At 67.5% G+C, this 12,488-nt stretch carries 11 protein-coding genes; 1 reads left to right on the top strand and 10 read right to left on the bottom strand.

The features are described from left to right. Positions 1-60: 60 nt before the first annotated feature. The 10 genes from AOK01_RS21920 to AOK01_RS21880 form a co-directional block, all read right to left on the bottom strand. Positions 61-1,185: a hypothetical protein gene (locus AOK01_RS21920; RefSeq protein WP_079103640.1), complete on the bottom strand. Its 1,125-nt coding sequence runs from the start codon at positions 1,183-1,185 to the stop codon at positions 61-63. Further along, positions 1,169-1,999: a thiopeptide-type bacteriocin biosynthesis protein gene (locus AOK01_RS21915; RefSeq protein ID WP_055514283.1), complete on the bottom strand. Its 831-nt coding sequence runs from the start codon at positions 1,997-1,999 to the stop codon at positions 1,169-1,171. Before AOK01_RS21915 ends, AOK01_RS21920 begins: the two co-directional genes overlap by 17 nt. A gap of 19 nt (positions 2,000-2,018) precedes the next feature. Then, positions 2,019-3,263, bottom strand: a complete 1,245-nt coding sequence (locus tag AOK01_RS21910; protein ID WP_055514281.1) for a lanthionine synthetase C family protein — start codon at positions 3,261-3,263, stop codon at positions 2,019-2,021. Next, the gene (locus AOK01_RS46180; protein ID WP_055514278.1) at positions 3,260-6,160 is read right to left on the bottom strand and encodes a lantibiotic dehydratase; all 2,901 of its coding nucleotides are present in this window, start codon (positions 6,158-6,160) and stop codon (positions 3,260-3,262) included. The genes AOK01_RS21910 and AOK01_RS46180 overlap by 4 nt, the downstream gene beginning before the upstream one ends. A gap of 86 nt (positions 6,161-6,246) precedes the next feature. Next, a complete protein-coding gene (locus AOK01_RS21900) occupies positions 6,247-6,429 on the bottom strand; it encodes an FxLD family lanthipeptide (protein ID WP_055514276.1) in 183 nt (60 codons plus the stop codon). A gap of 71 nt (positions 6,430-6,500) precedes the next feature. Continuing rightward, on the bottom strand, positions 6,501-7,706 hold the full coding sequence (gene fxlM / locus AOK01_RS21895) for a methyltransferase, FxLD system (RefSeq protein ID WP_055514274.1): 1,206 nt from the start codon (positions 7,704-7,706) through the stop codon (positions 6,501-6,503). 4 nt (positions 7,707-7,710) lie between these two features. Next, complete coding sequence (locus AOK01_RS21890) at positions 7,711-8,628, bottom strand: SAM-dependent methyltransferase (RefSeq protein WP_245702357.1); 918 nt, start codon at positions 8,626-8,628, stop codon at positions 7,711-7,713. 40 nt (positions 8,629-8,668) lie between these two features. Beyond that, positions 8,669-8,968, bottom strand: a complete 300-nt coding sequence (locus AOK01_RS43645) for a hypothetical protein (RefSeq protein ID WP_157871419.1) — start codon at positions 8,966-8,968, stop codon at positions 8,669-8,671. 82 nt (positions 8,969-9,050) lie between these two features. Beyond that, positions 9,051-9,578: a DUF6415 family natural product biosynthesis protein gene (locus AOK01_RS45235; protein WP_055514272.1), complete on the bottom strand. Its 528-nt coding sequence runs from the start codon at positions 9,576-9,578 to the stop codon at positions 9,051-9,053. A gap of 792 nt (positions 9,579-10,370) precedes the next feature. Next, on the bottom strand, positions 10,371-10,877 hold the full coding sequence (locus tag AOK01_RS21880) for an ATP-binding protein (protein WP_245702353.1): 507 nt from the start codon (positions 10,875-10,877) through the stop codon (positions 10,371-10,373). Between the two features lie 255 nt (positions 10,878-11,132). Here AOK01_RS21880 and AOK01_RS21875 point away from each other — a divergent pair, with 255 nt between their 5' ends. Then, the gene (locus tag AOK01_RS21875; RefSeq protein ID WP_245702352.1) at positions 11,133-12,485 is read left to right on the top strand and encodes a hypothetical protein; all 1,353 of its coding nucleotides are present in this window, start codon (positions 11,133-11,135) and stop codon (positions 12,483-12,485) included. Positions 12,486-12,488: the final 3 nt, after the last annotated feature.

Genomic DNA, 12,488 nt, shown 5'->3' with positions numbered 1-12,488 from the left:
TCATGCGGCAGGCGCCTACTCGACCGACAGTGACCGCGGACTGCGCAAGATCATTTATGTTCAATTTACGTGGGCCTGCTGTAGATAGTTGGTATTCCGGCGAATGACGTGATTACTCGTGCGTAGTGCGGCGGAGAGTTGCTCGCCCAGTTCATTAGGGAACATCCCTGTTCCGAGTGCGCAGGTGTGGAGGAGTGCACGGCTGTCCCGCACCTCCTGGTCGGTGGCGAGGGAGGTGAACAGCGGGTGCGCCAGGGTCTCGCGGGCGGCGTAGCCGTCGGTCGCTTTCATCGTCCGGCGGTGCAGCTCTGCGACCACCTTGCGCGCGGTGGCCGGGTCTTCGGCCGAGTTGACCACGTCCAGCACGGTCAGCCCGAGCCTCGTGTCGAAGACAACCATGTCGTCCTGGTCGGGACGTTCGAGGTAAGTGGTCACCAGGTTCTGCAGGGAGCGTCGCCAAGGCTGCCTTGACAGGCAGCGGCACAGGATGCTCAGGCAGTCGGTGACGGATCCCTCCCATGCCTTTCCCGGCACTGTATGGGCCAGGAGGATGCTGGCGCCGAGGCTGTTTCCGCTCGTGAGAGCGGCCATGACGGCGACTTGGCGGCCGTCGAGCATGCGCTGTCCGATGCCGCGGTGCGTCTCTACGTGCGCGAGTGCTTCGGTCCAGCGGCCGGCGGTGGTCAAGGCGCGTGTGCCGTCGGCGAGCAGGACGCTCCACAGCCAGGCGCGGACCTCTTGACGGTCGGCGGCGTTCGCTACCAGGTCCGCTGGTAGGGCGATGTCCTCGACCTTCAGGGGGCTTGCGGTGGTGACGGCGTCGAACAGCGCGAGGAGCCGTTGGTGGCTGTCCTCGTTACGCCTGGCGCGGAGTTGAAGACGCGCGAGGTTGACGACGGGTTCGAGGGCGCGGATCGCGGCCTTCGCGGTCAGGGGCGCGGCGTGGAGGTAGGCGGCGGTGTGCTGGTGGCACATCGCGCGGGCGGTGTTCGGGGCGCCGATGTCGGAGGCGATCAGGGCGGCCTGGTTGTAGACGGTGGAGGCCAGGCTCGGGTCGCCCTGCTGCGCCGCGGTGTCGGCGAGTTCGACCAGGGCGAGCACGCGCTGGGGCAGAGGAAGGCAGACAGGGCGGGGGCGAGCGACGAGGGGGAAGCGTTGGACTGTGGTGTCAGGGAGTTTCCACATGGTCTGCGGCGCTCCTCTCGGTGGTGGGGTCGAGGCCGAAGACGGCGGTCTTCGCGGCGGTGGCGAGGGTGGCCTGCGTGGCGTAGGGCAGGCCGATCCGGTTCCAGGCGAAGAGCACGTGATGGGCCAGGACGTCACGCAGCCCACGGTGAAGCTGTCCGGAGTCTGTGAGGCGGGCCAGTTCCCTTCCGGCGTTGATGTAAGCGCCGGCCCATTCGGCCGCGTGGACCAGCGGTCCACCCGCGCGCATCATGTCCTCTCCATTCACAGAGATCAGTCGGTGCACGGCTGGATGTAAGCGGTCCAGGCTGTCCCGTGCGGTACCGGCGGGCAGCGCGCGATGCACGCCGACGCGTGCCCAGACGTCGCCCTGCTCGTACCAGTCCAGTCCTGCGGAGCGCATCATGAGGCTGCACAGTATGAGCGAGGTCTCGCGACGGTGTCTGCCGGAGTCGCCCTGGAGAAAGTCGACGATGCTGCGGCTGTCGCGGTGGAAGAGTCGGTGCGCGGACGCCATGGCTTCAGCGCCACCGAAGGCATGGACTTCGGGTTCGTAGACGATCTCCGTCCACCCTTTGATGTGCCCCTCGGCGATGAGCGCGTCGAGGCCCTGGCCGATGCGGTCCTGCCCGCCGCCGACGGGCTGATAGCGCACGCGCCAGCAGGGGTGTTTGCGGACGATGAACCACGCGGTGAGGGCGCCTTCGTCCTCTGTACTGCGTAGCAACGGGGCGAGTCGGGCCAAGGCGGCGCTCTCGGCACGCTCCCAGTCCGGGAACACGACGTTGGCCTGGCACCAGGTGGGTGAGTTCATGAGGGGGTCTCCGTCGTGTTCACGCCTGGGCGAGGAAGGTGTCCCAGTGCGGTGCGGGCGCGCTGCCTGTGCCGAGGGTGTGCAGGGCGAGGGCTGCTCCGGCTGCACCGTCGAGGAGTTCCGGGTCATGGTCCTCCTGGTCGAGTGCGGTGATCAGGCGGTTGGCCAGGCGTGGCAGCTCCGCAGCGATCTCGCTGTTGCCCGTCTCTGTGGCCATCCGCCACGCGGCATGCAGCAGTCCGGCCATGCCGTGGCACAGCCCGATCTCGGGGAGCTTGTCCAGTTGAAGCGGGTCGCGCAGGGTCGCGAGGATCGCGTTCTCGGCGGCCTGCACGCGCACAGGGTCTCGGAGGGCGAGTCCGGCCAACTGCTGGGCGCGGGCGGTGCCGCCGACTCCGTAGCACCAGGACGGGCGGGGGCGAAGGCCGGAAGGGACGTGGCGGTCGGTCGCCTGCCGCATTGAGATATGGCCCGGCCACCAAGGCGCGGTCCCGTTGCCTTGACGCCATTGGTCGGTCCAGGCACATATCCGTTCGACTGCCTCGACCGTGCCGGGCACGGTCAGGTCGCGCAGCAGGGCCAGGGAGAGTACGGACAGGGCGGAGCCGATTCCGTGGGCGAGACCGAAGTTCCCGTGCCCGTCGGGGTAGTCGGCGTGGGGTGCGCCGGTGGGAGCGACGTCCATCCACCACGGCGGCAGTCCGGTCGCATCGGGCAAGGGCTCGGTCAGGCGCGCAAGATAGACCAGGACGTCACGGGTGATCTCGTGGTGGGGATGACGGCTCAGGTGGTAGGCGCCCAGGCCTGACAGGCCCTGGATCAGGTCGAACTCTTCCATGGGGGGCCGTTCGGCGCGGTCGATGCGTTGGTGGGCCTCTGCCAGGCGTTTCCGGGTGACGGCGCAGGTCGCCGCATCCAGACGTTCCAGAAGGCGGAGGTATCGGCTCGATGCGCTGGCCGCGCGGTGCGTGATGAACGCGAGGGCGGGAGCACCGAAGTACAGGTTCGCGTTGGCCGCCGCGCTGATGTCGCCGCGCAGGGTGGTGGTCAGCCAGGTGTGAGCGGTGTCCCAGTCGCCGTGGCCGGTACGGGCGCGCTCAATGTGCAGCAGGGCGATGCCTGAGGCGCCGCCGGCGAGCGACTGAGGCCAGGCCCGGCCGCCGTCGGGCCGGCCGCGGGGCCACACGGTGCTCGGGTCGGCCAGTACGTGGGCCAGCTTGTCGGCGGTCGACAGCGCAGTGGGGACGAGGGCTGTCGTGGTCACGGTGTCCTCCTTGCTCGTGCCGTCCAGCTCAGTGCGGCAGCTCTGGCCAGATGCAGGTGCGTGCGCTCCTTGGGCAGCCCGGGCCCGCGCATCCGGACGTGGTGGAGGTGCAGCAGGTCCGGCAACAGGTCGTGTGGGTCCAGGGCCGCGCCCGTGAGCGCGTGGCGGTAGGTGACCAGTGCCGCGCGCCGCATGGTCCAGGCCGTGGTCACGCGTTCGTCCAGGCGCGATGGGCCGGCGTTCACCAGATCGACGGCTTGGCGGTAGACGGCGCGGGGCGGAGCGGCTCGGTTGGTGAGGGTGTGCTCGATGAGCCAGTGCATCGCCGCGGCGGTGTCGCCGAGCAGACCCGTGACGATGTCCACCATGCTCGCGGCGGTCACCGCGTCTGCGTCCGGCGCGCCCTTCCCGCTTTGGGCGGCAAGCTGGGCCACGGCTACGGCGGAGTCGGCGGCGAAATAGTGCTCGGCCGCGTCGATTGCGGTGGGACCGCCGAACCGCGCTGATTCCGGGTGGTAGGTCTCCATACTGGCGTGGGTGATCAAGCCGTTGAGCCGAAGCTGGCGCGTCCACTCGCCGACGCGTTCGATGGCGGAGCCGAGTGTGCCGGGCGCGCAGACCAGCCGAACGCGAAGGTGGTCCCCGCCGTCGGTGTAACGGACGAACCACCAACGGGGGCCGCCCAGTTCTTCCAGCAGGGCCGGCAGGCGCCGGGTCAGGAGCGGGTTCTGCCGGTCGCGGTGCCCATGGAGCTGGAGATAGATGCGGTTGTCGCAACCGGGCAGGTGGCCGTGCTCGCGGCCGACGACGTGGCCCCCCGCACGGACGGGGGCCACGTCCTGGTCTGCGGCCAGGGGGATGACGACTTCGTGGGCACGGCCGTCGGTCCAGCCCAGGTCCCGGGGTGCCGGTGCGGGGTGCAGGACCACCTTCCCGTCGCGGTCCAGGTGCGTGCGCAGCAGGACCCGGTGTGAGGGCTCCGCCAGGTCCAGGGCCAGGCGCTGGTCGGCTTCGCTCAGACACACCCGCTCGGGCAGATGCACCTCGCGGCGCCATCGAGCCAGGGCCTCGTCCCACTGCGGCCACGGCACCGGAACGGCCGGGAGGTCGTCACTGGCGAGAAGCCAGCGAGCCGAGGACAGGATCGTGCGGCCGTAACGGAGTGCGGGCAGGAACGGCAGGCTGGAGGCCGCGGTGCCCCACATGAATCCGGTGCACGGGACAGCCAGCGCGACCGGTGCCTCGGTCAGGAATCGGGCCAGTGGATGCGTGTGGCGGCCCAGATCGACGGCGTTCAGCAGCAGCGTGTGCACCGGGCGGTGGCGGGAGAGTGAGACCAGGTGCAGCCGTCCGGCGTCCGCGGTCACCGCAAGGTCTGTCACGGGGATGAGGCCGGTATCCGTGCTGTGGTAGTCGCCGAGAGAGATCACCAGCTCGGTCGCCTGCGGGGCGCGCGCGACGTTCTCGGCGCGTACGGACAGCGGGGTGGAGCTGATCTGCGCGACGAGCGCGCCGTGGTGCACTCCGGACAGTGACGCGTACACCTCGGTCATACGGCGGCGGTCCTCGGCGTCCAGCATGCCCAGGAAGCGGCCGGTGGTCGCTCCGGCCGAGCGTGCCACCCCGACGACATGCAGCGTGAACTCGCCCTGCCGCAGGGACGGGATGCTGGCTGCGTCGATGCGGACGGTCACTTCGGTGCTCGGTTGGACGGGGAGGCCAGGATCCGTGGTGGCCAGGTCCTCCAGAGCGGCGTCGTCGAGGTCGACTTCAAGGCGGCGCTGCATTCCGGCGGTGTGGGCAAGTTTGATGAGTCGGCTATCGCGATCGGGTAGTGGGGAGGGGGCGGAGGTAGTGGTGGCGCCCAGGTAGCCGGACGGGTATCCGAGGGCGTCGATGGCGTCCACGACGGGGACGACTGCCCGCGGCCCGTAACGTTCCAGGAACCGGCCGTGCCACTCGGCCCATCCGGTCAGCGCCGCACGGGGCGCGAGGCGGGTCAGTGCCTTCGCCGCCGCTGCCGCCTCCAGGGCCACGGACTCGGGGATGGTCAGGTTCCAGTCCACCCGCAGGTCGAGCGCGGTCCTCGCAGGTTTACGTAAGTCTGCTGCCTCGGCGGGGGAGAGGTGCTGTGTGTGACCGAGGAGGGCGGCGAGTGGGTCGGTGGCCGTCATCGCCGGGCGGAGGCTGGTGAGCAGAAAGCGTTGCTCGATCAGGCCCGCGAGCAGGTTCTCGATCGCGCTGGAGGAGGCGCCCAGGAAGCTGCTGGAGAGCTTTGCGACGAGGTCGCTCCACAGGATCGGGGTCCGTGCGCAGCCGAGGGCTTCACGGACCGGTCCCGTCACGCGAATCTGTACGCGCTCGGGGGTGCCTTCGCGTGTTCCGATGGGGCGGTGCTCGATCACCAAGTGTCCGTCGCGTTCGACGATCAGGCTGGAGGTGAGCAGCATCAGGTGGAGCCGCAGCACCGGGTGCTTCTCGAAGCGGTCGACGAGGGCAGTGCTGTGGGCCGCGTCCGGTCGTGCAACGGCGCGGTGCCTAGCGCCTACCTCCAGTGCGGGCGCGGTGTCTATGCGGGCTGCCGCGACTCCGGCGAACAGACCGAACGGGGTGGCGCGTGTGCGTGCGCGCAGCAGGTAGCGCAGGACGGAGAGGACCGTGCGGCGCACGGCGGGTTCGGGCAACGATCGGCCGGCACAGATCTGGTCCACTCGGCTCGCGAGGTCCGGGCTGGCGGCTGCGACGGCGGCGGTGAACTCCTCCGCCCAGGTCAGCTGCAGCCATGCCCGCCACCCTGCCGGGTTCGCGGCTGGGCCGGTCAGATCAGGCCAGACAGTCTGTTGATCTGGACTCCACACGGACGCCCGGACCGCTGCTGCGTCAACGTAGCGATACACACGCCCTCCTGTGGCTGCGCGGTGCCCGGCCGCCCTCGTGGAGCAGGTGCCGGCCGGGCACCGCGGTGAACGCGGCTCGGTGCTGCTTACGGGCAGCTCACGCACGCGGTCGCGCACGTGGAGTTGCAGCCGTCGTTGGTCAAGCGGATGAGCTGGTCAGCGGCGGGACCGCCTTCGACGATGGTGATGTCCAGGTCGAAGTCGGTGAGGTCCTGCTGTTCGGCGGCCGACTGCGCGGGCGTGACAGGGTGCTCCATCTGAACGGTCATGCGTGCCTCCTTCAGGGGCAGTTGAATGATGGTGCGTGGTCCCCGGGCCCGGAGACGGGTCGGGGGGGGGCTTAGTTCCAGGTCGCCGTGACGATGCCGTGGCGCCGCGGTACGGCGTTCTGGGGCAGGGGGGAGGGGGCGGGACCCGGCAGGTACCGGAACGTCGCAGCTCCTCGGCGGCGGTGGTCGTGGGCCCAGCGGCGGAGCAGATGCGCGTACTCGTCCGCGAGGGCTTCGGCCTGCGGGCCGTGGGCGACCACGCCGCTCTCGTAGCCGCCGGTCTCCTCGTTCTCGCGGCGGGTGCGGTACGCGATGCTGTCCTCGCTGACGAGGGCGGGTACGCCGAGCAGGGCTGAAGCTTCGACGAGTCGGCGCTCGATGGCCTCCTTGTCCGCATGCAGCCGGGCGACGGCGGACAGGTTGAGCGTGAGGTACAGGTCCAGTTCGTCGGGCAGGTCGTAGGCGGCGCCCGACCAGCGCTCCAGCCGGGGGGCGTCCAGGGCACGGTTCAGGGCCGGGGCGCTGAGGGGCACTCGTACGTTGTCGGTCCGCACGACGACGCCGTCCCGCAGCATCGCCTTGCGTTCCTCGGCGGCGCCTTCGCCCTGCATGGGCACGAAGTGCGCCAGGCCGTAGGAGCGGCTGATCAGGCTGTCACCGTCGTGGTCGAAGGCGATCGAGCGGGTGGTGCCGCACACCGTCAGTGGGACGACGAGCCTGCCCTTCTCGGCGAGTCCGCCGATCCACGACGGGGGGATGTCCCAGGCGGCCGCGGTGACGATGACCCGGTCGTACGGGGCGCCATCGGGGACGCCGCTCTCGCCATCGGCGACGACCGTCTTCACCTGGGTGTATCCGGCTTCGTCCAGGCACAGGCGGGCACGGTCGACGATGTCGCGGTCAATGTCCACGGTGGTGACCTCTCCGCCGGGTCCCACGAGTTCCTGGAGGTACGCGGCGTTGACGCCACCGGAGCCGATCTCCAGGACCTTCATACCGGGCTCGATGTCGGCCTGCTCCAGCATCACGGCCTGGAGATGCGCGGCGGACATGACGCTGAGGACCAGGCCATGATCGTCCTTCTTGACCGGCACAGTGCTGTGAAGATCGTAGGCGAGACTCGGAGGTGCTTCGGGTGCGAACCGGTGCCGGGGCACCGCGGAGAAGGCGGCTGCGACGGGCTCAGATGTGATCGCGTCCTGGTCACGGAGCGCGCGGACCATGTCCGCGCGTAGCGCGTCGGGATTGCGAACAGTCGAGCCATCAAGAGCAGTCATCCGATTACCCATTTCCGTTGGAAGGTTGGTGCTTGCGGTGCTGCCACGGCCTCTGGCATGGAGCCAAGGTGCCGAGGGCTGTACCGGTGAACGGCTGGTCAGGCCCCGGGAATACGCCGTCTCCCACGACAGTTCTTAACTTCCCCTTCCGGGCCATGCCCGCGTACGACGCGGTCTGTGGGCGGACCGGGTTTTCCAGGGGCATCACTTGAGGCTCGGTCAGTCCAGGGGAGACCAGGTGCCAATCGTTGAACAGCGGGGCGATCTGCTCTTTTGTCCGTGGATAGACGGGGCAGCCAGCGGCCGTCATGGCCTTGGCCGCCTTGCGAGCGGGCTTGCCGGCGAAGTCCGCCGTGGCATGCGTGATCACGAGGGCACTGCCCGGAGCGGCGACCTTCTTGTACTGGTCGACGAGCATCGACAGAGGGCGAGCGGGTGTGTCGTCGATGTGGTGGAGCACGCTGCCGAACAGCAGGATCACGGGCTCTCGCCAGTTGATCGTCTTGAGAATCTCTCGCGAGGCCAGGACAGACTCGGGCTCGCGGATGTCGGCATGCAAGTGTGCGACCGCAGCTGGCGCGCCGACCCGCAACAGGGCGCTGGTGAAAGCGTGGACCAGGGCATCGCCGTCGATACACACGGCGCGCGCGTTCGGGTGCACACGAGTGATGACGTCCACCGGGTCGGGAGAATGAGGCATGCCGCAGCCGAAGTCGACCAGCTGTCTGATCCCTGCGATCGCCAGAGCCTGCACCATCAAGAGCACGTACATGCGCTCCTGGCGGACGGCACTGGGCAAGAACGGCATCTTGCCGGCGGCTCGTTGGGCAACGGCACGGTCCACGGCGTAGTTGTCGCGCCCGCCGAGCAGATAGTTGTGGATTCGGGCGCTCGACGACCTGGCCAGAGAGTCGGTCGGCATCACATCACGTGTGTCGGAGGGGGCGAGGAGCAGGGGGTGGTCAGGTCGCATGACGCTCCGCCCCGCCGAAGGGCTTGTGGATGCCGGGCGTGTACCGGACCGGGTCGTCGGGCGCACCTAACCACAAAGGGTGTTCGGTTTCCATGATCGTCATAGCCAGCTGTTGAAGCCCCAGTTTCCCCGCCGCATGCCATTCAGTAAGTACGCCGAACGAGACAGCGTCGGGTATACGTGGCACCCCCTCGTTGATGCTGATGGCGGCGCCGAGGCAGAAAGCGCCCCAGCGCGCGCTGGCCAGCCGCAGACCACGTCGAACACGTCCCGGAGTGATCTCTTCCACCGGGTGTGTTCCCTGCGCTGGTGGAAAAGCAGAAGCACGGCGAGTTCGCCCGTGGCGAGCACCAAGGTAGGACCGGGCCACGTCATTCTCCGCTCTGCTCGGTGTGCTGCTCCGCGTACCGAAGGAGCACCTCTGTCTGCACTGCGAGACGGAATGCGTGTTCCCCTGCCGCCTGGACACCCTCGCTCGGAGCAGCGTCACGCGCTTCGTGCGAGCGCTCTATCGCCTCACGACACGAGGCCCAGGCGCGGCTTCCAGGGGTAAGCGTTTCCAAATGAAGCGAGACATAGGGGACGAGCGACGTGAGGTAGCCGGTGAGCGCACGCGTGACTGCCACGAGGGTGCGGGGGTGCGGAGACACCCCAGCCTGCTTCCACGACTTCGCCGTGCGAACGCCCTCACGAATGCGTGTCGAGTCGAACCCGGCGTGCACTGCCCTCCCCCAGACTTCGGCAACCTCGTCGGAGACATCGGCGTCATGGCAGCTGGCGAACACGTCTCGCGTGGTCTGTGGCCATGCCCGGCGTAACGAAGCCGCGCCCACGGTGGTTGCCTTCACTCCCCTCTCCCGAGTGGCGAGCGGCTGCACGGCGATCCAGCGCGCCGACATGGGCTGACTCCTTTGGCGATCGATTGGCATGGGATTGGTTACTCGACGGTGCGCAGTGGTACAGCCGGCGATTACCGTCGTATAAAGCTTGGGGTGCCGACAAATAATAGAATCAGGCGAGTTTCTAAAAAGTGAGGCTGCTTGTGGCCCGGGCCAGCGATATGGCCACCCCGGGGCTGGTTGCGTAAGTTTTCGCTCGTTCCTTCGAGGGCAGGTTCGGGGTAGCGATCCTTTGTCACCGTAGGTGCCAGTCGGAGGAAGGGCGGAACAGAATGTTCCACCTCGTTCTGACTCCGCGATCTTGTCGTTGACGATGGGTTCGACATGCCGATGCGCAGCTGTTCCGGGAGTTGGACAAGGCTGTACCCTCGGTACCGCTTCACCGCGCATGTGCTTGCCGCCGGATCGTGATGGTCACCTGGTGTGCAGGAGTGTCTGTTGCCCATACCCATCACAACCACATCACCCCGCGAACGAAGAAGATCCAACCGTGTGGAACGCGAGCGGACCCCAGGTCTATCGACCCGCCCCGTTCCAATTGCAAGGTGCGAACGTGATCTAACTTCACAGTGGGACCGTGCACTTGACTGACTTTTTACTCATCGGTGGACGGTGACCCCGCCCACGCTCACGTGTCCATAAAACGACGTGCATTCCGAGATGACTCATTGCTCTGCCGGGAAATGGGCGTCTGAATTGATACTTCATGAAAGCGTGTAGACGTTCGGTCTGGGCGGGGGAGGGGGCCGGCGGACCAGTCGTCTGGGGCCGGGGCCGGCACCACGACGAGTTTCATGCCGTTGTTCCATCTCGCAGAAGGAGGGAGCACCAGGTCGTCGTCCCATCGGGGCTGACCCCCCAGTCGTCGGCGATGGCGGTGACGAGAAGGAGGCCGCGGCCGTCCTCGTCAACAGGCGTGGCGTTACGCGGCACAGCGACCTCGTGGGAGCCGTCCTGCACCTCGATCAGGACACGGCCGGTGGCGAGGTGCACACGCACACGGACGTCGCCTCGACCGTGCCTGAGCGCGTTGGTAACCAACTCGGTGACGAGGAGCTCAGCGGCCTCGGTGATGTCTGGTCGGTTCCATCGGCTCAATCCGGCCCGGACGGCCCGCCGCATCTGCTGCGGCCAGAGCCGGTCCTCTTCCGCAATGGCACCGCCCATGGATTCGCTGGAGCGGACAAAAGCCACGTCAAGGCCCTCGCGTGGAAGGAGACGGAAGGAGGCTCCGGGTACTGCCTGCGCGCCCGCAGGGCGGAGGGCAAGGAGCATGGTGCTCGTCATCTGCGGGCTCACGGGATACCTCTGCTTCCACGATTGTGCTCGTGCCAGCACCCTCTGCGAGGACTGGATACGAGCGTTTCAGTCGTGGCGATGCGGATCCAGCCCCGTCCTCTACTCGGTTCCTGGCCGCTCGACGACGCAGCTTCTCGTCTGTTTCTCGGATTCTCCTCGGACCGTTAAGTGCGGTCTGAATGGGGCAAGTTGAGGAGGGAAGCAGCTTACTGTCGACGAAGTGATGCACGGAATGGATGGAGATGGGGGCACCAAGTGGTCACGTTCTTCCGGTACTGGCTCGACGAACGCGAGTTGGGTGCCTACGAGGACTTTCTCCCACAGTTCAAGAAGGTCGCCGAGGGGATGGGGCTGAGAGGTCTGGAACCTGCCAAGACGACCTTTCACGCCTGGTACTACGGCAAGCGCAAACCGCAGGGCGACTCGCGGCGCGTCCTTGTCTCCTGGGCGAACTACAGCCTTGAGACCCTGTGGACAGAAGTTCCACCAGGAACGGTCCCGACCTTCCCCCATCTGTCCAGTGTGTCATCTCTGGCACACCATGCCGATCCCATCGGTATGGACATGATCAACATGAAAAGGACGGGCGCGATGGCTGTGCAGCGCGCGAAAGAATTCCTCATGGGCGCGGATCGCGACAGTGTGGGGGAAGACACCCTCGGCCTGCTGGGCGACGAGGTAGTCCGGCTGGTCGGCGCCTACCCGCGGCAGCCCCTTTCTGACATCTGGGGTGATCTCCTCACGACGCAAGATCAGATATTCCGTACTCTTGAAGGCGGCCGGGTCCGGCAGCCGTCCAAGCTGCGCGACTTGAACTATCAAGCCGCGGTGGTGTCCTTCCTCGTGGCGAAGGGCTTCAACGACCTCGAAGACCGCGCCCAGGCCATGACGATGACCCGAGTCGCAGCCGCATGCGCACGCGACGCGGAGCATCAAGGACTCATGGCCCTTGTCGAAGGCCTGCGGTCACTGATCGCGTACTGGGCGGACAAGCCCACAGACGCCTACCACTACGCCCAGCGGGGCGTGGAAATGGCAACGAACCTCAACGGCACAGTGAAACTGTGGCTCCTCGGCCTGCAATCACGCGCCGCAGCAGTCCAAAGCGATGCGGAAACCGCGCGCACCGCCAGCCAACAGGCCGGCATCTGGCGGGAGAGCGTCGAGCTCGACGACCTCGACCGCCTCGGTGGCCTGTTCACCTACTCGGAACCGAAGCAGCTCTACTACACCGTGGAAACCGAGGCGCTGCTCGGCAACGGTGACCCGCGACTTGCAGCCCAGGCAGAGGACGCCGTGAACTCTTTCAGCGATCCGGACACCCCGTTCTGGGCGTTCGGCGACCTGGCCGGCGCACAGTGCAACCTCGCACTCATCCGTCTCCACGACGGGCAGCTGGACGGCGCCGCGGAAGCGATCCGGCCCGTGCTCGAACTGCCCACGACCCACAGGAACAACGGAATCGTCGTGTCTGCACAGCGTGTTCGCCAGGCACTCAACAGCGGCCCAGTCCGCTCAGCCATCCAGGCACGCAGCCTGCGCGAGGAGATCGAAATCTACCCACCACAGCGCTCCACCGGCACCTCCGCCATAGCGCCACGCGAGTAGCAT

The organism is Streptomyces aurantiacus (genome assembly GCF_001418335.1).
Taxonomy (GTDB): domain Bacteria; phylum Actinomycetota; class Actinomycetes; order Streptomycetales; family Streptomycetaceae; genus Streptomyces; species Streptomyces aurantiacus.
This window is presented reverse-complemented; position numbering and strand designations above follow the sequence as displayed.